Raw genomic sequence first — 20,242 nt, forward strand, 5'->3', positions numbered from 1 at the left:
AACGCCAACGAATGCCCGGGCCGGACCATCGGACCCGTGGCCAGCAACAGGGGACGAGCATGCCGAAAACCGTCGATGTCACGACGATGAAGGACCTGATCGGAAAGGTCGTGGGCACTTCGGACTGGATCGAGGTCACGCAAGAGCGGATCAACCTCTTCGCCGAGGCGACCGGCGACTATCAATTCATCCACATCGATCCCGTGGCAGCGGCGAAGACCCCGTTCGGAGGCACTATCGCCCACGGGTTCCTGACGCTGTCATTGATCCCGCTGATGACCCAGAACAGCGACTGCCCGCGCCCGGAAGGCATCCGGATGGGCGTCAACTATGGCGGGAACAAGACCCGCTTCCTTGCCCCAGTCCGTTCGGGCAAGCGCGTCCGGGGTCATTTCAAACTGCTCGAGATCGAGGAAAAGCGCCCCGGCCAATGGCAGCAGACCATGGAAATCACGGTCGAAATCGAAGGCGAGGACAAGCCCGCCCTGCTCTGCGAGTGGATTTCGCAGTTCTTCGTATAATCGGACGAAACGGAGAAGGACCGGGGCAGTCGAGACCACCCCGGCCCGCCGATCCGATCAGGCAACCACGCTCAGCTTGGCGCCCTGCCCGCGCCGGTCGTGGCGGGCGATCCATTCGTCGACGACCGGGGCAATGGCATTGCGCCAGCGCGAGCCGTTGAAAATGCCGTAGTGCCCCACTTCGGGTGCGAGGTGATACTTCTTCATTTCGTCGGGGACGCCCGGAGTCAGCTTGATCGCGGCGCGGGTCTGGCCGATGCCCGAAATGTCGTCGCGCTCGCCCTCGACACACAGGATCGCGGTATCGGTGATTGCCGAAAGATCGACCGCATGCCCCCGGTGGACAAGCTCGCCCTTGGGCAACAGGTGGTTCTGGAACACGACATAGACCGTCTGCAGATAGAATTCGGCCGTCATGTCGCAGACCGAGCGGTATTCGTCATAGAACCGCTTGGTCGCCTCGGCGCTTTCGCCGTCGCCCTGCACCATGTGCTTGAACAGGGCATAGTGGCTCATCATGTGACTGCCCAGGTTCATCGACATGAACGAGGCGAGCTGGACGAAGCCGGGATAGACCCGACGGCCCGCGCCCGGATAGTTTGCCGGGACTTCGGAAATCACGTTGTGCTTGAACCACACGTAATGCTTGGTGATCGCATGATCGTTGACCGCAGTCGGGCTTTCGCGCGTGTCGATCGGCCCGCCCATCATGGTCAGCGTGGCCGGGCGGCAGGGATGGCCGCGACGCGCCATGACGGCGGTCGCCGCAAAAGCGGGAACCGATGGCTGGCACACCGCCATGACATGGGCGCCCGGACCGATATATTCGAGGAAACCGATCAGGTAGTCGATGTAATCGTCAAGATCGAAGCGCCCCTCGGCTTCGGGCACCAGCTTTGCATCGGCCCAGTCGGTGATGTAGACGACGTTGCGGTCGAGCATGCGTTCGACCGTCCCGCGCAGCAGCGTGGCGTAATGCCCGCTCATCGGCGCCACGATCAGGAGACGCGGCGCATCTTCGGGCAGGCCTTCATGCGTGAATTTCTTGAGATCGCCGAAAGGACGGTGAATCTCTGTGCTTTCCGTGACGGCATAGGACTGCCCATCGACGTGGACAGTCCGCAGGCCGAATGCGGGTTTCCCGCGCGGAGCCGAGGCATGGGCAAACACATCGAGTGCCGACGCCAGCGCCTGCGTCCCTGCCGTGCCCGCAAAGGGATTACGCGGGTCATTGAGCATGTCGACCGTCATCGCGGCCATCGCGCTCCCGGCATTGAGGAGCGAGCGCTGCACTTCATAAGCCTTGTACAACACGAACATGGTTCCTTGTCACGAGACGAGCACTTTACGGACTCGCGCTCTTTCATTGCCGTCATAGTGTGAGCCATCATTCGATTGCGCAATGCAACTCTTGGACAATGCCGATCAAACGTTCGACCGACAGGGCAGCCGGGACGGCGGCGGCCGGAAAGCGCGATACGAACACGCGAACGGCGCCACCCTTTCGAAATTTGCCTCGTGACAATGCTTATTGCCCCATACACCTTGAGGCAAAAATGCTCTACGCGCAGGCACCATGAACGCCGCGATCCCGCCATCCGCGCCAGTCACACCGGCCACGCCGCCGGTCGAACCTTCCACATCCGCGATTGAGCCGGGGCAGTCCCCGTCCCAACCCGAGACAGATCCCAAGAGCGAGCCCCCGCGCGGCAAGACGCTGGGGCCGCTGCACATGGTGTGGAAACAGGCCCTTGCCTATCCCGGCCAAGTGGCGGCGGCAGGCTGCGCGCTGATCGTCACGGCCCTGTCGACCCTGGCCGTCCCCTATGGCTTTCGCATGGTGATCGACAAGGGGTTCTCACGCGGGGCCGATACCCATGCGCTCGGCGAATGGTTCATCATCCTGTTCGGCATCGTCGTCGTGCTCGGCATCGGCACGGCCACCCGGTTCTACTTCGTGTCGTGGCTGGGCGAACGGGTCGTCGCCGACATCCGCATGAAAGTGCAGGACAACCTGCTCAAGCTGCCGCCCAGTTTCTTTGAGATGAACAGTCCCAAGGAAATCTCCTCGCGCATGACCTCGGACACCGCGATCATCGAACAGGTGGTCGGAACGACCGTCTCGATCGCGCTGCGCAATTCGATCATGGGCATCGGCGGCATTGCCTATCTCTTTGCGCTGGCCCCTGCCCTGACAGCCTGGCTCCTGACCGGCATTCCGCTGGTGGTCGGCCCGATCGCCCTGTTCGGCAATCGCCTGCGCAAAGCCTCGCGCAGCAGCCAGGACCGCGTCGCCGATGTCGGCGTGCGCGTCGCCGAAGTGCTCGGCGCGATGAAAGTCGTCCAGGCCTTTGGACAGGAATCGCGGGAACTGGCGCGGTTCAGCCTTGCGGTCGAACGCACGTTCTCGACCGCACGCCGCCGCATCCTGATCCGCTCGATCATGACCGCCGTCGTCATCGTCCTTATTCTGGGCGGGATCACCGCGCTGATGTGGGAAGGCGCGCTCGGCGTCGCCAGCGGCCGGATCAGCGGCGGCACAATTGCCGCCTTCGTCCTGACCGGCGGCCTTGTCGCCGGATCGTTCCAGGCCCTGACCGAAGTCTACGGCGATCTCCTGCGCGGTGCGGGCGCTGCTGAACGGCTGGGCGAGCTCCTGCGCGAAAAGCCCGAGATCGCGCCGCCCGCACGACCGATCGCCCTGCCCGCCCCACCGCGCGGACAGCTCGCGTTCCAGCATGTCACCTTCCGCTATCCCAGCCGCCCCGACAGCCCGGCGCTTCACGATTTCTCGCTGACGGTCGAACCGGGCGAGACGGTGGCCATCGTCGGCCCCTCGGGCGCAGGCAAGTCGACGCTGTTCCAGCTCGCCGAGCGTTTCTATGATCCGCAAGGCGGCATGGTCCGCATCGACGGCGTGCCCCTGCCCCAGGCCGACCCGGCGCAAGTGCGCGCCCGCATCGCTCTCGTTCCGCAGGAAGGCGTGCTCTTTGCCGCGACCGCGCGTGACAACTTGCGCTATGGCCGCCCCGAAGCGAGCGACGAGGACATCTGGGCCGCGGCCCGCGCCGCCAATGCCGAAGGCTTCCTGCGCGAATTGCCGCAAGGTCTCGACACGTTCCTCGGCGAGGACGGCACGCGCCTGTCAGGCGGCCAGCGCCAGCGGATCGCGATTGCCCGCGCCCTGCTGCGCGATGCGCCCATTCTCCTTCTCGACGAAGCGACCAGCGCGCTCGACGCGGAAAGCGAACGGCTGGTGCAGGATGCTCTCGATCGCCTGATGCAGGCGCGCACGACTCTCGTCATCGCTCACCGCCTCGCCACCGTGCGCGCAGCCGACCGCATCATCGTCATGGACGGCGGCCGCATCGTCGAGGAAGGCACCCACGCCTCGCTGCTGGAGGCCGGTGGCCTTTATGCCCGCCTCGCCGGATTGCAGTTCGAACAGAGCGACGGCCGGGACTGACCCGGAAACGCGGGAATCGAAGGCATTGCCGACCCCGCGCGGCATCGTTAACGCTCCCTCCGAAAAGGGCCCGCCGGGTCCATTCGGGGGAAAGCTGGACTTATGCCGAAATGCCCGTCCCGTCGCCGCGCGGCCCTGCTGCGCGCCGGGTTGTCGATCCTTGCGCTGTCCCCGGCATTCTCCCTCGCCCCCTCTGCACGGGCAGCAGAACCGGCCCCCGCCGCAATCGCGCCGAGCACGAGCGGGGCCGACTATCCCGTGCCGACCTTTCCCGGATGGGGCGTGAACCCCGCCGACATCGATCACGCGGTCCGGCCCGGCGACGATTTCTTCGCCTATGTAAACGGTCGCTGGGCCCGCAAGGAAGTGATCCCCGACCAATACGTCTACAGCGGCAATGTCCTGGCCCTGCGGCTTCAGGCCGAACGCGCGGTCAAGGGGATCGTCGAGGAACTGGCAGCCGTCCCCCATCCGCAAGGGTCGGTGGAACAGCGCATGGCCGACAGCTACAAGGCTTTCCTCGATCAGCGGGCGATCGATGCCGCCGGGATGGCCCCGGCCCAGCCGTGGCTGTCGCGCATCCGGGCGGCAGCAACACGCGCCGACTTGTCCGCATTGATGGGCGAACCCGGAATGCCTTCACCGGTGGTATTCTCGGTCGAGATTGACCCCGCCAATCCGCAGGCCAATGCCGCGTTTGCCCGGATTGGCGGTCTCGGGCTGCCCGACCGGGATTATTACCTGTCCGACACGATCCGCAATGTGGAGATCCGCACACGGTATCGCGCCTATCTCGCCTTTCTGCTGGGCAAGGCCGGGTACGACAGTGCCATGGCCGACAAGGTCTATGAATTCGAGCACCAGATTGCTCTGGCCGACTGGGACCGGGCGCTCGCGCGCAATCCCTTGCTGACGCACACGGTCATCCCTCACGCCGATTTCCTCGGCTGGAGCAGCGACTTTCCGCTCGCCCCGCTCGTCGATGGCAGCGGCCTTGGCAAGACCCCCTCGCTGATCGTGCGCGAAGTTCCGCCTTCGCCCGAGCTTGTCGCCCGTCTCGGCCTTTCCCCCGCCGATCTGGCAAAGCTGGGCGGCGGGATGCCCGCCCTTGCCCGCTTGCTCGGCACGCAGGACATCGCCACCATTCAGGCGTGGATGACGGTTCATTTCCTCATCGCCAATGCCGCAGTCCTGCCTTCGGACATCGACGAAGCGAATTTCGCCTTTTACGGCAAGCTGTTGCAGGGACAACAGAAACAGCGCGAACGCTGGCAACGCGCGGTCGCCTCGGTTCAGGCGCAAATGGGCGAAGCGGTCGGCAAGATCTATGTCCAGCGCTATTTCCCGATGACGAGCAAGGCCGCGATGGAAAAGCTCGTTGCCAACCTGCGCCTTGCCATGGCCGCCAATCTCAAGGACCTGTCGTGGATGACGCCCGCAACGCGCGCCGCGGCACAGGCCAAGCTCGACCAGTTCGGCGTCAAGATCGGCTATCCCGACACGTTCAAGACCTATGACGGGATGACCATGCATCCCGACACGCCGCTTGCGAACGCGGTGGAAGCCATACGCTGGCACTGGCAGGACGAGCTGCGCGAACTGGCCGAAGGCGTCGACCGGTCCAAGTGGCTGATGACCCCGCAGACGGTCAATGCCTATTACTACCCGCCCGCCAACGAGATCGTGTTCCCCGCCGCCTATCTCCAGCCGCCCTATTTCAACCCCCAAGCCGACGATGCGGTGAACTATGGCGCGGTCGGGGCGACCATCGGCCACGAAATCGGCCATGGTTTCGACGATGCAGGTTCACGGTACGACGGGACCGGCAAACTCGCCAACTGGTGGACGGACGAGGACCGCAGGACGTTCGAGAAGCTGACTGCCAACCTTGCCGGGCAATACGATCGCCAGTGTCCTTATGATGACGGCAAGACCTGCCACAACGGGCACCTCACGCTGGGCGAGAACATCGGCGACCTTGGCGGACTGTCGATGGCCTATGAGGCCTATCACCTCTCGCTGCACGGCAAGCCTGCCAAAGTGATCGACGGCCTCACCGGGGACCAACGGTTTTTCCTGTCCTACGCGCAGGCGTGGCGCTGGAAATACCGCGAGACGTTCGCCAGGCAACTGCTCAAGACCGACCCGCATTCGCTGGCCGAAGCGCGCGTCAACGCGGTGCTTCGCAATTTCGAACCCTGGTACAAGGCCTTTGGCGTGAAGCCGGGCGACAAGCTCTATCTGCCGCCCGAGGAACGGGTCCACATCTGGTAGGACTATCGGGGGCCCAAGCATTGAAGGAATTTAACATTGCAGCGCCGTGCGCAGGCTTGACCGCCCTGCTGCAGCGCGGCAATCCCATGCCCCTATGGACAGCCTGAACATCACCGCCATCCTGCTTGGCATCGTCGAGGGACTGACAGAGTTCCTGCCCGTTTCCTCGACCGGCCATCTCGTCCTGGCGACCGAGCTTTTCGGATACAACCCGAAAGCCTGGGAAGTGTTCAACGTCGTCATCCAGCTGCCCGCGATCCTTGCGGTCGTGGTGCTCTACCGGAACACTTTCACGCAAGTCGCGATCGGCGTTCTGCGCAAGGACCGCGAATCGCTGCACTTCGTGCGCAACGTGCTCGCCGCCTTCATCCCGTCGGCCGTTCTGGGCGTGCTGCTCAAGAAAAAGATCGACGCCATGCTCGAAACCCCGGTGATCGTCGCGGTTGCGCTGATCGTCGGCGGCTTTGCGATCATCGCCATCGAAAAGTTCGCGCGCGAGGGCAAGTTCGAGCCGGTCAGCGCGCTGTCGCTGCGCAAGTCGTTCACGATCGGGCTGATGCAGTGCCTTGCCATGATCCCGGGTGTCTCGCGTTCGGGCGCCACCATCATGGGTTCGCTCGCGATGGGCGAAAATCGCCGCACGGCCGCCGAATTCAGCTTCTTTCTCGCGGTCCCGACGATGTTCGGCGCGACGGCCAAGCAGCTGTGGGACAACCGCCACGAACTGACCGCACAGGCAGGGCCGGTGGGCTGGACGCAGATCGCGATCGGTTCGGTCGTATCCTTCGTCGTCGCTCTCGTCGTCATCCGCCTGTTCCTCGACTATGTGACGAAGCGCGGGTTCATTCCCTTTGCCGTCTATCGCATCATCGCGGGCGGCCTTGCCCTGGTCTGGCTGATGAAGATCTGATCGACCGATGGCGCACGGAACCGACAAGCTTTCCCGCAAGGATTATTCCGCTCTCCTCGAACCGATGCAGGTCGAACTGACCGCGGCGGCGCGCTGGGCGGCCAAGACCGGCGCGCGCGTGCTGGTCCTGTTCGAAGGGCGCGACACCGCCGGCAAGACCGGGGCGATCCATGCCATTTCGGAAAAGCTCAATCCGCGGCAGGTCCGCACTGTCGCCTTGGCCAAGCCCAGCGAACGGGAAACCGGCCAGTGGTATTTCCAGCGCTATGTCGCCCACTTGCCGAGTGCGGGCGAAATCGTCCTGTTCGACCGCAGCTGGTACAACCGCGCCGGGGTCGAGCGCGTCATGGGCTATGCCAACGAGGATCAGGTGCGCGGCTTCCTTGCCCAGGTGCCGGTCTTTGAAAAGCTGCTGGTCGACGACGGCATCCTCCTGTTCAAGTACTGGCTGTGCTGCGATCAGGCGGAACAGGAACACCGCTTTGCCGAACGCCGCGACGACCCGTTCAAGCGGTGGAAGCTTTCGCCCGTCGATCTTGCCGCGCGCAAGCACTACGAGGACTATACCCGGGCCCGCGAAGCCATGCTGGCGGCCACTCACACGACCACGGCGCCCTGGACGCTCGTCGATTTCAACGACCAGCGTCGCGGTCGCCTGACGCTGGTGCGCAATCTGCTCGACCGGCTGCCCGACACCCGCGTGGATGTCGCACCGCTCGACCTGCCCGCGCTCCATCATGCCCCGCACAAGGAACGGTTCGGCCTGATCGACCCGATCCCCACCTTTGCAGGGGGGCCCCGCGAAGACGCGGACTGAGTTTTTCGGGACTCACCCTTTTTCGGGATACACTGGCTTTTTCAGGGTACACTGGGCATCCGGCAATCATGAAACGAACGCCGTACCCTTGACATTCAGGTGATTCTGCCCCAACGCCCCGCCCCTGTAGCGCAGAGATCTAGCGGGGCGGCGGCAAAGCCGCCCGTTGTTTTTGCGGGCATCTATTTTTCAGGACAGAAGTTTCAGGATAGCGACATGGCCAAGCCCACTACCGTCAAGATCCGCCTGGTCTCGACCGCGAACACCGGTTTCTTCTATGTGACCAAGAAGAATCCGCGCAACACCACCGAGAAGTTCAGCTTCCGCAAGTACGACCCGGTGGCGCGCAAGCACGTCGAGTTCAAGGAAGCCAAGATCAAGTAATCTTGGCATCCGGCCCCGATTCACGGCTCGCCCATGGGCAGGTTCGAAAAGGTGGCATGTATGCCAAGTAAGGTTGTACAGGCGGGTTCACAGCCGGTTCAAGGGCCGGTAGCTAGCCCTCCGCTATGACTTTCTTGACCAAGCTTTCCCGCGCGGTTTCCCGTGCGACGATCAAGGGCCCCCTCACCGCGTTTGCGGTGGGGGCCTTTTCGTTTTCGTCCATCCTGCTTTCCGCCGTCTCGTTTCCGTCCGTCGCGCACGCCGACCCCGCCGGGGCTCATCCGGCTGCCGTGGATGAAGCGATCGCCGCCCTGCGCGCGATTACGACGATGCGGGCCGACTTCGTCCAGACCGATGCCAATGGCGGCCGCCTCAACGGCACGCTGACCATGAAGCGTCCGGGCAAGATCCGTTTCCAGTATCAGCCGGGCGTCCCGCTGCTGATCGTTTCGGACGGCGCCGCGCTGACGATGATCGACTATGAAGTGCGGCAGGTCCAGCGGTGGCCGATCCGCAACAGCCCGCTCGGCGCCCTGCTCGATCCGAACAAGGACGTGGCGCGCTTTGCCCGCCTGATCCCGACGGGCCGCCCCGATCAGGTCAGTGTCGCCGTGCGCGACCCCAGCCATCCGGAATACGGCACCCTGACGCTGCAGATGGTGCGCAAGGCTTCGGCACCGGGTGGTCTCGAACTTGATTCGTGGATCACCACCGATGCCCAGGCGCGGCGGACGACCGTTCATCTGATGAATCCGCAATACGGTATCCCGGTGAACGAAATCACCTTCCGCTATCGCGACCCGAACCCGCAAAACCACCGCGCGGGCTGATCTTTCCAAAGCGTTTTCAATACAATGGCCCGGATCGGCTTGACGTCGGTCCGGGCCATTGGTCATTTGGGGCAGGACGTAACCGATACATTCCTGCGACAAACTGCAAAAACCCTGCACGTTGCGTTCATCCCAGCGAAAGCGGAGCCCAGCTAGAGAGGTTTCAGCAAGACGGAATGGCAGGCACTTCCCCCCTGTTGCCAGCCAAGCCCCCGAACCGACTTGCCACAGCGTGACGAACGCGGCTGGAACCCTCGCCCCTTCCGCCCCCCTTTGGGGCGAGGGTTTTCCGCCCCCCTCCCAAGATCCGCGAAAACCGCCAGACCTGCGAAAACCGCCAGACCTGCGAAAACCGATTGCCTGCCCCGATGGTGTGTCTAAAGCCCTTGGCATGATCGAAATCGCCACCTGGAACATCAATTCGGTTCGCCTGCGCATCGACCAGGTCGAACGCTTCCTGACTCAGGAAAAGCCCGACGTCCTGTGTCTTCAGGAAATCAAATGCGCGGAAAACCTGTTCCCGCGCGAGATGTTCGAACGTCTGGGCTATGGCCACATGGCCGTCAGCGGACAAAAGGGCTATCACGGCGTTGCCATCGTCAGCCGCCTGCCCTTGCGCGAAACCGGCCGCGAAGACTGGCAGGCCAATGGCGAAGCGCGCCATGTCGGAGTGGAAATTCTCGGCCACGACCTGTTCCTCGACAATGTCTACATTCCGGCGGGCGGCGACGTTCCCGATCGCGAGGCCAATCCCAAGTTCGGGCAGAAGCTGGATTTCCTCGAACGCATGACGCGCTGGTCGGAAGGGCTCGACCGCCCGACGCTGCTGGTCGGGGATTTCAACATCGCCCCGCTCGAATGCGACGTCTATGACCACAAGGCCCTGCTCAAGGTCGTCTCGCACACGCCGGTCGAGGTCGAAGCGCTCGGACGCCTTGCCGCAGCCCATGACTGGGTCGACCTGGGCCGCAAGCATATCCCCGCCCCCGAGCGGAACTATTCGTGGTGGTCCTATCGCTCGTACTGGCGAGCCAAGGATCAGGGACGGCGGCTCGACCACATGTGGGCCTCGCCCGAAGTCGCCGCACGCTCACAGGGTCATCGCTTCGTAGAAGAGACGCGCCGCTGGGAACAACCCTCGGACCACATTCCCCTGATCACCGGATTTGCCGCGTGAACAGTCCGGTTGCCGCTCGTCGCACGGCACAGGCGCTTGATGCCCTGCGCCACGGCTGGGCCATCCGGGTAGAGCCCGATGACGGCGATCCGGCGCGCGCGTTCGACTTGCTTCCGGCCGAGACGGGCTTTGCCCAGCCGGGGCTCTACGGCGCACGCATGCTGATTTCGGCGGCTCGGGCAGCGACGCTCAAACTCGCCAACTTGCGCGAATTCAGCCCCGAGGCCCCGGTGCTGATCCGCGGCCACGAACCCTTCAGCCTTGCCGCCGCACGCGATCTTGCCGATCCCGCCCGCGATCTCGACAGCCCCTTGCGCGGTCCGTTCCGCGCCGACCCCCTGCCCGATCCGCTGGTTGCGGCAACAGCGATGGAACTGGCGCGCCTCGCGGGTATCCTTCCCGCCTATCTCGTTGCCAGCGGCAGCGAGGTCGCGGTCACTGTGACCCCGTCCGACCTTGCCGCCTTTCGCGATCCTGTCGCCCTCACCATCCAGACCCGCGCGCGTCTTCCCGTGGCCGCCGCGCAAGACGCGCAGATCATCGCCTTTCGCGCGCGCGACGACTTGCGCGAGCATGTCGCGCTGATCATCGGCGATCAGGACCATGACAAGATCCCGCTGGTGCGCCTGCACAGTGAATGCCTGACCGGCGACATTCTGGGCAGCCTCAAATGCGATTGCGGCCCGCAACTCGACGCAGCGCTGCGGAGCATGGCCGACGAGGCCGCGCACGGCGGCTGGGGCATCCTCCTTTACTTGCGTCAGGAAGGGCGCGGGATCGGGCTCATCAACAAACTGCGCGCCTATCAGTTGCAGGATCAGGGATTTGACACGGTCGATGCCAACGAACGGCTCGGCCTGCCCAGTGAAGCGCGCGATTTTCCGGTGGCGGCGCGGATGCTCGACCTGCTCGGCGTGGGCAAAGTGCGGTTGATGACCAACAACCCGGCCAAAGTCACCGCGCTCAAGGCCGTCGGCGTCGATGTCGTCGAACGCGTCCCGCACCAGTTGCCGTCAAACCCGCACAACCACCGCTATCTCGAAACCAAGCGCGACCGCACCGGCCACATCCTGCGTTAACGACGCTCGAAACGCTTGATCCCGGCACCGATGGTATTGGCGCCCAGACGAATGGCATCGCCGGACCAGTCGACGAAGAATGCGGTCGTATATTTGGCACCCGGCACCATACGCGCGACATTGTCCTCGATCACGAGACCGTCGGCGCTGTGCTTGTGCCCTTCCGGCGCGTTGGAAATGAACGTGGTGCGGTTTTCCTTGTCCGGCCCATCGACGAACCAGTTGCCGCGGATCGAACCGGTCGCCCCGTTGGACAGGTCGATCATGTAATTGCTGCTCCGCCCGGCCGAATCGTCGAAACTGCAATCGGTCACTTCGATCCGTGCAGCGCGGCTTTTCACGTAATGCCCGCCCCGGCCCGCCTCGAACCGGCTGTTGCGCACGGTCACGCTGGCATAGTCGCCGAAATAGACCGCATGGGCACAGGACAAGCCCCGGTCGCAACGCCCGAGCCGCGAAAAGGTCGAATGCTCGATCAACACGCTGCTGTCGGGATCGTCGGCCGACAGGATGCCTTCCTCGCTGTCGCGAAACCACGACTGGCGCACGACCAGATTGCCGTGCTCGAGACGGATCCCCGCGCCATTGCCGTCATCGACGCGCTGGTTCTGGAAAATCATCCCTTCCACCCGCGTCCCGCGCCCGCGCACGACCAGCGCCGCCTTGCCTTCGCAAATGGCTCCGTCGAAAATCGTCTTGCCCGGCACTTCGGCGAGAAAGGCGACCTCGCCCTTGGTCTGCACCGCACAGTCGCGATAGGTCCCGGGCTCGATCATGATCGTTCCCGAGCGGTCGCCGATCGCATTGACCGCATCCTGCAAGGCCGCGAACCGCTGCCCGGTTTCGGCCAGCGTGTAAGGCGCCCGCGCCCCATCGGCGAGAACCGCACCACCGGGCAAAAACGCCGCAACGAGAACGGCAGCGGCAAGGCGGGCAGGACGCGACATCACGGGGGTTCCTCTTGAACGAGACGGACCGGCGTTCTGCCCCACCCCGAGGGCGCTGTCGATCATCACTCTGTCGAGGATCGGCCCGGCAGCGTCTCATTCCCGGCCATCCCCCTTCCCGTCACGTGCCCCCTTCCCCTCACGTGGGGGTCGGCCGCGCCGGGGCGGGTCGACCGGGTCGAGCCGCACCCCGCGCCGGGCCAGCGCCTCGCGCAGCAAGACCTCGATCTGCACATTGACCGAGCGCAGATCCGTCGCCGCACTGCGCTCGATCGCGGCATGGAGCGCGGGATCGAGGCGCAGGGCAAAGGCTTTGCGCGGAACCGGCGGCATCGGCGTTACTGGTAAAGCGTTCCGGCGTTGACGATCGGCTGCGTATCGCGCTCTCCGCACAGCACGACCATCAGGTTCGACACCATCGCCGCACGCCGTTCGTCGTCAAGCGTCAGCACATCGCGTTCGGACAATTGCGCCAATGCCAGCTCGACCATGCCGACCGCGCCTTCGACCAACTTGCGCCGGGCAGCGATGACCGCTTCGGCCTGCTGGCGGCGGAGCATGGCCCCCGCGATTTCGGGTGCATAGGCAAGATGGGTGAGCCCGCATTCGTCGACGGTGATCCCGGCAAGACGCAGGCGATCATTGAGTTCGGCCTGCAATTCACGCGCAATTTCCTCGTGATTGCCGCGCAGCGTCACTTCAGCATGTTCGAAATCGTCGTAGGGATAGCGCGACCCGATCGAACGGACGGCGGCCTCGATCTGCACCAGCACGAAAGCCTTGTAATCATCGACATCGTAGAGCGCCTGCGCAGTGTCAGCGACGCGCCAGACAACATTGGCCGCGATCTCGATCGGATTGCCGCGCAAGTCGTTGACCTTGAGCTTTTCCGAAACGACATTGTTGGCCCGCACCGAAATCCGCGCCTTGCCAAGCCAGGGCCAGGCCCAGCGCAAGCCGTGGGCCCGATCGGTTCCGCGATACGAGCCGAACAGAGTGATCGCGGCGGCCTGATTGGGCTGGATCATGTAGAACCCGCCCGACACCAGCGCGAAGGCAAGTGGCAGAACCAGCAAGGGCGCGACCACCGTCCAGACGGGCATCGTGATCACGCCTTGCGCATTGACGAGTGAAATCAGTTCGACCGCCAGCAAGGCGGCGAGGACGAACGCCACCACCAGCATGGTATAGCCGCTCGCAGTGGCAGCCGGACGCTCGACACTGACATGCACGGAAACCGACGACTCGGCCATGATGCTTCCCCTAAAAATGATATCAAATTAATATCACTTCCGGGAAGCCCGGGCCAGCCGAACTGCAGTGTCAGGTGTGCCCGCGTCCCTTGGTCCGCTGCCCTTTGGAGGTATCCTCGCCGATATCGGCAGGAACCGTCGCATCGACCAGCGGCGCGGCCGGGCGCGCGTCGAGCATCGCCGCCGCCGCGTCGAGCTGACGCGCTTCGCCCCGGGTCACGCCCCCGGGGCCCGGATCGCTGTCACCCGAACACCCCGCCAGCGCGAAAACGGCGGCAGGGATCAGGATGCGGGGCAGGATCCGGGATATCATGGTCAAATTACCAAATGGAATTATTGGGCCGGGGCCTGCTGGTTACCGGTATTCCCGCCGCCCTGCTGGTCCGCTTCGGCAGCGGCCGCGCGGGCGGCTTCGGCGACCGAGGCGGCGGTATCGGCCGCGCTGCTCGCGGCAGCTTCGGCGGACTGGGCTGCCTGGCTCGCGTCGGCGGCAGGATCCTTGGCCGGCGGCGGCGCGTCGAGCGAAGGCGGCGCGGCGGGCAAGTCGGCAGCGGGCATTTCGACATTGTTGGGGGTCGCGTCATCGCTCGCCTCGTCATGCCGTCCGCATGCGCCCAGCGTGGAAAGAGCCAGGACAAGGGCAGCGGTCTTGGCGATCGTCTTCATCGAATTCCTCAATTGTCGCATACGCACGAGGCGCAAGGGGATGCGCGCCGTTCTAGCCAGACCATACGCCCCTGTCCAATCGGGGTGCGGCGAACCGAGCGACAAACGGAACCGGGAAACCCGGACTTGATATAACGAAAACTTTATATGCCTTGCGCCATATAAAGATGTCTTTATACGCCATGCCATGACCGCAACGATCTCCCTGCTGGAAATGCTGCGCGCGCTGGCCGACCCGACGCGCCTGCGTATCATGCGCCTGCTTGCCAGCATGGAGCTGGCGGTGGGCGAACTCGCGCAAGTGCTGGGGCAGAGCCAGCCTCGGGTCTCGCGCCATGTCAAGATCCTGTGCGACGCAGGCCTTGCCGAACGCCGTCGCGAAGGGGCCTGGGTGTTCCTGCGCGCGCAAAGCGACGAATCGCGTGGCGGCGGCAGCGCCCCCTTGGTCGAAGCACTCGGGCGCCTGCTTGCCTTGGCCGAAGACGGCGATTGCGCGTTCGCCGCGCAATGCACCGAGGATCGCGTGCATCTCGACGCCATCCGCGCGACGCGACAGGCCCACGCCCAGGACTATTTCACGCGCCATGCCGCACAGTGGGACCGCCTGCGCAGCCTGCACATCGCCGACGGCCCGGTCGAACAGGCCCTGACCGAACTGCTGCGCGAAGCGGCCAATGGCGAAGGCCTCGGCCGCCTGCTCGACGTCGGCACCGGCACCGGGCGCATGGCCGAACTTTTCGCCCCGCTGGCCAGCCGCGTCGCCGCACTCGACCGCAGCCCCGACATGCTGCGTCTGGCCCGCACCCGGCTGCAACACCTGCCCGCAGGCAAAGTCGAACTGGTTCAGGGCGATTTCGCGCAATTGCCCTTTGCCTCGGCCAGCTTCGACACCCTGCTTTTTCATCAGGTGCTGCACTATGCGCAGGCGCCCGAAGCGGTGCTGGCCGAAGCCGCGCGCGTCACCGCGCCGGGCGGACGCATCGCCATTGTCGATTTCGCCGCGCACGACCGCGAGGAACTGCGCACCCGCCATGCCCATGCCCGCCTCGGCTTTGCCGACGCCCAGATGGCCGCCCTGTTTGCCGAAGCCGGTTTCGAACCGCTCGCCGACCGTGCGCTCGCGGGCAAGGAATTGATCGTCAAGTTGTGGACGGCGGTGCGCCGTGCTCCGTCCGCGTCGCATGATACCGGCAACCGGTGAGCCCGGCTCATCGCACGCCCGTATGAGGATGTCTGAAACAATGAGTCTCGTGCCCCCCCTTTCGCCCCCGACCCACGCTGACGAAGAGCCGCTGTTTGCCGACATGGCCGGTGACATCAATGTCAGCCTGGAATTCTTCCCGCCCAAGAGCGACGCGATGGAAGTCCAGCTGTGGGAAGCGATCGAGGCCCTGGCGCCGCTCGATCCCTCGTTCGTCTCGGTGACCTATGGCGCTGGCGGGTCGACGCGCGAACGCACGCATGCAACCGTTGCCCGGCTGGTCCGCGAAACCTCGCTCGTCCCGGCCGCGCACCTCACCTGCGTCGGCGCGAGCCGGGGTGAAATCGGAGAAATCGCCGATCGCTATTGGGACGCGGGCGTGCGCCATCTGGTCGCGCTGCGCGGTGATCCGCCGCCGTCGGCGGGCGGCCGCTTCGTTCCCCATCCCGACGGCTATGCCAATGCCGCCGAACTCGTTGCGGGACTTGCCGCGCGGCATCCGTTCGAACTGTCGGTTGCCGCCTATCCCGAAGTCCATCCCGAGGCGACGAGTGCGCAAGCCGATCTCGACAACCTGAAGCGCAAGGTCGATGCCGGGGCGAGCCGGGCGATCACCCAGTTCTTCTTTTCGACCGACGCCTATTTCCGCTTTCTCGACCGCGCGCTGGCGGCCGGAATCACGGTGCCGATCCTGCCGGGCATCATGCCGGTAACCAATCTTTCGGGCATTCGCCGCATGGGCGGGAACGTCCAGATTCCCGACTGGCTCGAACGCATGTTCGCCGGGCTCGATGATCGCCCCGGTTCGCGCGCGCTCGTCGCGGCGGTGGTTGCCGCCGACATGTGTCGCCGCCTATACAATGGCGGGGTCCGCGACTTCCATTTCTACACGCTCAATCGCGCCGATCAGGCTTTTGCCATTTGCCAGTTGCTGGGCGTCCGCCCAAAGGAAACCGTTTGATGACTCTTGTCCCCAGCGCCGCCCGCGCCGCGTTCCTTGCCGAAGCGGCCAAGCGCATTCTCATCACCGACGGCGCCTTCGGCACCGAGATCCAGCGCCGGGGCCTGACCGAAGCGGACTATGCCGGGTCACTCGGCCTGTCGCATGATCAAAAGGGCAACAACGACATCCTCGCGCTGACCCGGCCCGAGGTTCCCGAAGCGATCCACCGCGCCTATTTCGAAGCCGGGGCGGACATTGCCGAAACCAACACGTTTTCGGCCAACCGTATCAGCCAGGCCGATTACGGTGCCGAACATCTGGTGCGCGACATCAACGTCGCCAGCGCCCGTCTCGCGCGCCGGGTTGCCGATGAATTCACCGCCCGCGACGGTCGTCCGCGCTTCGTTGCCGGGGCAATCGGCCCGACCAACAAGACGCTTTCACTCAGCCCCGATGTCAACGACCCGGGCTATCGCGAAATCGACTGGGACACGCTGGTCGATGTCTATGCCGAACAGGCAACGGCCCTGGTCGAAGGCGGCGCGGACTTCATCCTCGTCGAAACCGTGTTCGACACGCTCAATGCCAAGGCCGCGATCATGGCCGTGCGCCAGGTCGAGCGCACGCTCGGTCGCGAAGTGCCGCTGATGCTGTCGATGACGCTGACCGATCTTTCGGGCCGCAACCTGTCGGGCCACACGGTCGAGGCATTCTGGTACGCGGTGCGTCATGCTCGCCCGGTCACGGTCGGCCTCAACTGCTCGTTCGGTGCCAGCCAGTTGCGCCCCCACGTGCGGACGCTGTCGGAAATCGCCGAAACGCTGATCATGATCTATCCCAATGCCGGGCTGCCCAACGAACTGGGACAGTACGACGAAGCGCCCAGGACCACCGCGGGCCTCGTCGGAGAATGGGCCGAACACGGGCAGGTCAACGTGCTGGGCGGATGCTGTGGATCGACGCCCGATCATATCGCCGCGATGGCGCAGGCGGTTGCGGGCCTCAAGCCCCGCGCCCTGCCCGATGTGCCGGTCGAGACGCGCCTTGCCGGTCTTGAACCCTTCATCATGGCGTCCTGATCACCCCGCTCTGATCGCACGCACCGATCCGCCGACGACACCCCCTTTTCAAAGAAGCTCATCATGACCTCCGACCAGTCCGCCGCCACCGGCGCCCGCTTCGTCAACATCGGCGAACGCACCAATGTCACCGGCTCTGCCGCGTTCAAGAAGCTGATCCTTGCCGGGGACTATGCCAAGGCGGTCGACGTCGCCCGCCAGCAGGTCGAGAACGGCGCCCAGATCATCGACGTGAACATGGACGAAGGCCTGCTCGACGCAGAGCTCGCCATGACCACCTTCCTCAAGCTGATCGCCGCCGAACCCGACATCGCGCGGGTGCCGGTCATGATCGACAGTTCGAAATGGGACGTGATCGAGGCCGGTCTGAAATGCGTCTCGGGCAAGCCGATCGTCAATTCGATCTCGCTCAAGGAAGGCGAGGAAGCCTTCCTCGCCCATGCGGGCAAGTGCCTCGACTATGGCGCGGCCGTCGTCGTCATGGCGTTCGATGAAAAGGGGCAGGCCGACACCCGCGAACGCAAGGTCGCGATCTGCAAGCGCGCCTATGCCCTGCTGACCGGCATCGGGTTCCCGGCCGAAGACATCATTTTCGACCCCAACGTCTTTGCCGTCGCCACGGGGATCGAGGAACACGACCGCTACGCACTCGATTTCATCGAAGCCGCGCGCGAAATCCGCGCCGCCTGCCCCCATGTCCATATCTCGGGCGGGCTCTCCAACCTCTCGTTCAGCTTCCGCGGCAACGAGACCGTGCGCCGGGCGATGCATTCGGTGTTCCTCTACCACGCCATTCCGGCGGGCATGGACATGGCGATCGTCAACGCCGGTCAGCTCGACATCTATGACGCGATCGATCCGGTCCTGCGCGAAGCGTGCGAGGACGTGCTGCTCATGCGTCGCGCCGATGCGACCGAGCGACTGATAGAACTGGCCGAAAGTTTCAAGGGACGGGACAAGGCCGCCGAAAAGGCCGCCGAGGAATGGCGCGGCTGGGATGTCGTGCGCCGTCTCGAACACGCGCTGGTCAAGGGCATCGACGCCCATATCGTCGAGGATACCGAGGAAGCGCGCCTTGCCCACGCCCGCCCGATCGAAGTGATCGAAGGCCCGCTGATGGCGGGGATGAACACGGTCGGCGACCTTTTCGGCGCGGGCAAGATGTTCCTGCCCCAAGTGGTGAAGTCCGCCCGCGTCATGAAAAAGGCGGTCGCCCACCTCATTCCCTTCATCGAGGCCGAAAAGGAAGCCGGGGCGAAAGCCAAGGGCCGGATCATCATGGCGACGGTCAAGGGCGACGTCCACGACATCGGCAAGAACATCGTGGGCGTCGTGCTTCAGTGCAACGGCTATGAAGTGATTGACCTCGGCGTCATGGTGCCCTGGACCAAGATCATCGAGACCGCGCGCGAAACGCAAGCCGACATCATCGGCCTGTCGGGCCTCATCACCCCCTCGCTCGACGAAATGGTCACCGTGGCCGAGGAAATGCAGCGGGCCGGGATGACCGTTCCCCTGCTCATCGGCGGCGCGACCACCAGCAAGGTCCACACCGCGCTGCGCATCGATCCGGCCTATGACGGCCCGGTCATCCACGTCCTCGACGCCAGCCGCGCGGTCGGCGTTGCCAGCCAGCTCCTGTCCGATACCCAGGCGGAAGGCTTCATCGCCACCACCGCCGCCGAATATCAGGCCGTGCGCGACGCCCGCGCGGGCAAGGGCGGATCGAAGCTGCTGTCGATCGAGGAAGCCCGCGAAAACGCTTTCGCCGCCGATTTCACCGACAAGGCGCCGCCGCCCGAACAGCCCGGCCGCCATATCTTTGCCGACTGGGATCTGGCCGATCTGGCGCAGTACATCGACTGGACACCGTTCTTCCGCGCGTGGGAACTGGCGGGCACGTTCCCGGCCATCCTCGACGATGCGATCGTCGGGGAAAGCGCCCGTTCGCTGTGGCAGGATGCGCAGTCGATGCTCGAACAGATCATCTCGGAAAAGTGGCTGACCGCACGCGGCGTCGCGCAGTTCTGGCCATGCGCGGCCGAAGGCGACGACGTGATCGTCTTCCTCGACGATGGCGACACCCGCCTGCGCCTGCCGTTCCTGCGCCAGCAATTCGCCAAGAGCCGGGGTCGCGCCAATTTCTGCCTCACCGACTTCATCGACCCGGCAGGCGACTGGATCGGCGGCTTTGCCGTCGGCATCCACGGCATCGACGCTCATCTCGAACGCTTCCGCGCGGCGCACGACGACTATTCCGACATCCTGCTCAAAGCCTTGGCCGACCGCTTTGCCGAAGCCTTTGCCGAACGCCTGCACCAGCATGTCCGCACCACGCTGTGGGCCTATGCGCCGGGCGAGCAACTGACCAACGACGCGCTGATCCGCGAATCCTATCGCGGCATCCGTCCGGCCCCCGGCTATCCGGCGTGCCCGGACCACAGCCTCAAGCCGATCCTGTTCGACTTGCTCGACGCAACGCAATCGGCGGGCATCACTCTGACCGAAAGCCAGGCGATGCTGCCGACTTCTGCAGTCAGCGGGTTCTATTTCGCCCATCCCGAAAGCCAGTATTTCGGCGTGGCGACGATCGGGCGCGACCAGTTGCAGGACTATGCGACCCGGCGCGGCATCGACCTTGCCACTGCCGAACGCTGGCTTCGCCCCAACCTCGACTGACGTTTTCCCGGCCTGC

At 64.7% G+C, this 20,242-nt stretch carries 19 protein-coding genes; 13 read left to right on the plus strand and 6 right to left on the minus strand.

Annotated elements, in window-relative coordinates; translation table 11 throughout:
- Nucleotides 1-59 precede the first annotated feature (59 nt).
- Complete coding sequence (locus Y88_RS15910) at nt 60-521, plus strand: MaoC family dehydratase (protein WP_008071065.1); 462 nt, start codon at nt 60-62, stop codon at nt 519-521.
- A 57-nt stretch (nt 522-578) separates the two neighbouring features.
- Here the strand turns inward: Y88_RS15910 and Y88_RS15915 are convergent, their stop codons facing one another.
- A complete protein-coding gene (locus tag Y88_RS15915; RefSeq protein ID WP_008071066.1) occupies nt 579-1,841 on the minus strand; it encodes a polyhydroxyalkanoate depolymerase in 1,263 nt (420 codons plus the stop codon).
- A 256-nt stretch (nt 1,842-2,097) separates the two neighbouring features.
- Between Y88_RS15915 and Y88_RS15920 the strand changes: the two genes are divergently transcribed.
- The 8 genes from Y88_RS15920 (at nt 2,098) to ribA (ending at nt 11,458) form a co-directional block, all read left to right on the plus strand.
- Nucleotides 2,098-3,987, plus strand: coding sequence for an ABC transporter transmembrane domain-containing protein (locus Y88_RS15920; protein ID WP_008071070.1), 1,890 nt, complete (start codon nt 2,098-2,100; stop codon nt 3,985-3,987).
- A gap of 102 nt (nt 3,988-4,089) precedes the next feature.
- On the plus strand, nt 4,090-6,261 hold the full coding sequence (locus Y88_RS15925) for a M13 family metallopeptidase (protein ID WP_008071071.1): 2,172 nt from the start codon (nt 4,090-4,092) through the stop codon (nt 6,259-6,261).
- A gap of 94 nt (nt 6,262-6,355) precedes the next feature.
- Nucleotides 6,356-7,171, plus strand: a complete 816-nt coding sequence (locus tag Y88_RS15930; protein WP_008071072.1) for an undecaprenyl-diphosphate phosphatase — start codon at nt 6,356-6,358, stop codon at nt 7,169-7,171.
- A gap of 7 nt (nt 7,172-7,178) precedes the next feature.
- Complete coding sequence (gene ppk2, locus Y88_RS15935; RefSeq protein WP_008071073.1) at nt 7,179-7,988, plus strand: polyphosphate kinase 2; 810 nt, start codon at nt 7,179-7,181, stop codon at nt 7,986-7,988.
- 216 nt (nt 7,989-8,204) lie between these two features.
- On the plus strand, nt 8,205-8,372 hold the full coding sequence (gene rpmG / locus Y88_RS15940; RefSeq protein WP_008071074.1) for a 50S ribosomal protein L33: 168 nt from the start codon (nt 8,205-8,207) through the stop codon (nt 8,370-8,372).
- A gap of 125 nt (nt 8,373-8,497) precedes the next feature.
- Nucleotides 8,498-9,202, plus strand: coding sequence for a LolA family protein (locus tag Y88_RS15945; protein ID WP_018075863.1), 705 nt, complete (start codon nt 8,498-8,500; stop codon nt 9,200-9,202).
- Nucleotides 9,203-9,593: 391 nt separating this feature from the next.
- The gene (locus tag Y88_RS15950) at nt 9,594-10,379 is read left to right on the plus strand and encodes an exodeoxyribonuclease III (RefSeq protein WP_008071076.1); all 786 of its coding nucleotides are present in this window, start codon (nt 9,594-9,596) and stop codon (nt 10,377-10,379) included.
- Nucleotides 10,376-11,458 (plus strand): GTP cyclohydrolase II, encoded by a 1,083-nt coding sequence (ribA, locus tag Y88_RS15955; protein WP_008071077.1) that lies wholly within the window; start codon nt 10,376-10,378, stop codon nt 11,456-11,458. The genes Y88_RS15950 and ribA overlap by 4 nt, the downstream gene beginning before the upstream one ends.
- Here ribA and Y88_RS15960 read toward each other — a convergent pair.
- From Y88_RS15960 to Y88_RS15980, 5 genes are all read right to left on the minus strand, one after another.
- Nucleotides 11,455-12,405: a right-handed parallel beta-helix repeat-containing protein gene (locus Y88_RS15960; protein WP_008071079.1), complete on the minus strand. Its 951-nt coding sequence runs from the start codon at nt 12,403-12,405 to the stop codon at nt 11,455-11,457. The two genes, ribA and Y88_RS15960, sit on opposite strands and share 4 nt — an antisense overlap.
- A 96-nt stretch (nt 12,406-12,501) precedes the next feature.
- Nucleotides 12,502-12,738 (minus strand): hypothetical protein, encoded by a 237-nt coding sequence (locus Y88_RS15965; RefSeq protein ID WP_008071082.1) that lies wholly within the window; start codon nt 12,736-12,738, stop codon nt 12,502-12,504.
- A gap of 5 nt (nt 12,739-12,743) precedes the next feature.
- Nucleotides 12,744-13,658 carry an SPFH domain-containing protein gene (locus Y88_RS15970; protein WP_018075865.1) on the minus strand — a complete coding sequence of 305 codons (915 nt, stop codon included), beginning with the start codon at nt 13,656-13,658 and terminating at the stop codon, nt 12,744-12,746.
- A 70-nt stretch (nt 13,659-13,728) separates the two neighbouring features.
- Nucleotides 13,729-13,971: a hypothetical protein gene (locus tag Y88_RS15975; RefSeq protein ID WP_008071086.1), complete on the minus strand. Its 243-nt coding sequence runs from the start codon at nt 13,969-13,971 to the stop codon at nt 13,729-13,731.
- A gap of 20 nt (nt 13,972-13,991) precedes the next feature.
- On the minus strand, nt 13,992-14,324 hold the full coding sequence (locus tag Y88_RS15980) for a hypothetical protein (RefSeq protein ID WP_008071088.1): 333 nt from the start codon (nt 14,322-14,324) through the stop codon (nt 13,992-13,994).
- A 187-nt stretch (nt 14,325-14,511) separates the two neighbouring features.
- On the opposite strand from Y88_RS15980, the gene Y88_RS15985 reads away from it, so the two are divergent.
- The 4 genes from Y88_RS15985 to metH all read left to right on the plus strand — a co-directional run bounded on the left by Y88_RS15985 (nt 14,512) and on the right by metH (nt 20,226).
- The gene (locus Y88_RS15985; RefSeq protein ID WP_008071092.1) at nt 14,512-15,525 is read left to right on the plus strand and encodes an ArsR/SmtB family transcription factor; all 1,014 of its coding nucleotides are present in this window, start codon (nt 14,512-14,514) and stop codon (nt 15,523-15,525) included.
- 40 nt (nt 15,526-15,565) lie between these two features.
- Complete coding sequence (metF, locus tag Y88_RS15990) at nt 15,566-16,486, plus strand: methylenetetrahydrofolate reductase [NAD(P)H] (RefSeq protein WP_008071094.1); 921 nt, start codon at nt 15,566-15,568, stop codon at nt 16,484-16,486.
- On the plus strand, nt 16,486-17,547 hold the full coding sequence (locus Y88_RS15995) for a homocysteine S-methyltransferase family protein (protein ID WP_008071096.1): 1,062 nt from the start codon (nt 16,486-16,488) through the stop codon (nt 17,545-17,547). The genes metF and Y88_RS15995 overlap by 1 nt, the downstream gene beginning before the upstream one ends.
- 63 nt (nt 17,548-17,610) lie before the next feature.
- Nucleotides 17,611-20,226 carry a methionine synthase gene (gene metH / locus Y88_RS16000; protein ID WP_008071098.1) on the plus strand — a complete coding sequence of 872 codons (2,616 nt, stop codon included), beginning with the start codon at nt 17,611-17,613 and terminating at the stop codon, nt 20,224-20,226.
- The last annotated feature ends 16 nt before the right edge of the window (nt 20,227-20,242 follow it).

The sequence above is a fragment of the Novosphingobium nitrogenifigens DSM 19370 genome (genome assembly GCF_000192575.1).
GTDB lineage: Bacteria > Pseudomonadota > Alphaproteobacteria > Sphingomonadales > Sphingomonadaceae > Novosphingobium > Novosphingobium nitrogenifigens.

Excerpts from the sequence above, each read along its gene's own strand:
- Y88_RS15910 (WP_008071065.1), top strand. The coding sequence starts at position 60 with ATGCCGAAAACCGTCGATGTCACGACGATGAAGGACCTGATCGGAAAG.
- Y88_RS15915 (WP_008071066.1), bottom strand. The coding sequence starts at position 1,841 with ATGTTCGTGTTGTACAAGGCTTATGAAGTGCAGCGCTCGCTCCTCAAT.
- Y88_RS15920 (WP_008071070.1), top strand. The coding sequence starts at position 2,098 with ATGAACGCCGCGATCCCGCCATCCGCGCCAGTCACACCGGCCACGCCG.
- Y88_RS15925 (WP_008071071.1), top strand. The coding sequence starts at position 4,090 with ATGCCGAAATGCCCGTCCCGTCGCCGCGCGGCCCTGCTGCGCGCCGGG.
- Y88_RS15930 (WP_008071072.1), top strand. The coding sequence starts at position 6,356 with ATGGACAGCCTGAACATCACCGCCATCCTGCTTGGCATCGTCGAGGGA.
- ppk2 (WP_008071073.1), top strand. The coding sequence starts at position 7,179 with ATGGCGCACGGAACCGACAAGCTTTCCCGCAAGGATTATTCCGCTCTC.
- rpmG (WP_008071074.1), top strand. The coding sequence starts at position 8,205 with ATGGCCAAGCCCACTACCGTCAAGATCCGCCTGGTCTCGACCGCGAAC.
- Y88_RS15945 (WP_018075863.1), top strand. The coding sequence starts at position 8,498 with ATGACTTTCTTGACCAAGCTTTCCCGCGCGGTTTCCCGTGCGACGATC.
- Y88_RS15950 (WP_008071076.1), top strand. The coding sequence starts at position 9,594 with ATGATCGAAATCGCCACCTGGAACATCAATTCGGTTCGCCTGCGCATC.
- Y88_RS15960 (WP_008071079.1), bottom strand. The coding sequence starts at position 12,405 with ATGTCGCGTCCTGCCCGCCTTGCCGCTGCCGTTCTCGTTGCGGCGTTT.
- Y88_RS15965 (WP_008071082.1), bottom strand. The coding sequence starts at position 12,738 with ATGCCGCCGGTTCCGCGCAAAGCCTTTGCCCTGCGCCTCGATCCCGCG.
- Y88_RS15970 (WP_018075865.1), bottom strand. The coding sequence starts at position 13,658 with ATGGCCGAGTCGTCGGTTTCCGTGCATGTCAGTGTCGAGCGTCCGGCT.
- Y88_RS15975 (WP_008071086.1), bottom strand. The coding sequence starts at position 13,971 with ATGATATCCCGGATCCTGCCCCGCATCCTGATCCCTGCCGCCGTTTTC.
- Y88_RS15980 (WP_008071088.1), bottom strand. The coding sequence starts at position 14,324 with ATGAAGACGATCGCCAAGACCGCTGCCCTTGTCCTGGCTCTTTCCACG.
- Y88_RS15985 (WP_008071092.1), top strand. The coding sequence starts at position 14,512 with ATGACCGCAACGATCTCCCTGCTGGAAATGCTGCGCGCGCTGGCCGAC.
- metF (WP_008071094.1), top strand. The coding sequence starts at position 15,566 with ATGAGTCTCGTGCCCCCCCTTTCGCCCCCGACCCACGCTGACGAAGAG.
- Y88_RS15995 (WP_008071096.1), top strand. The coding sequence starts at position 16,486 with ATGACTCTTGTCCCCAGCGCCGCCCGCGCCGCGTTCCTTGCCGAAGCG.
- metH (WP_008071098.1), top strand. The coding sequence starts at position 17,611 with ATGACCTCCGACCAGTCCGCCGCCACCGGCGCCCGCTTCGTCAACATC.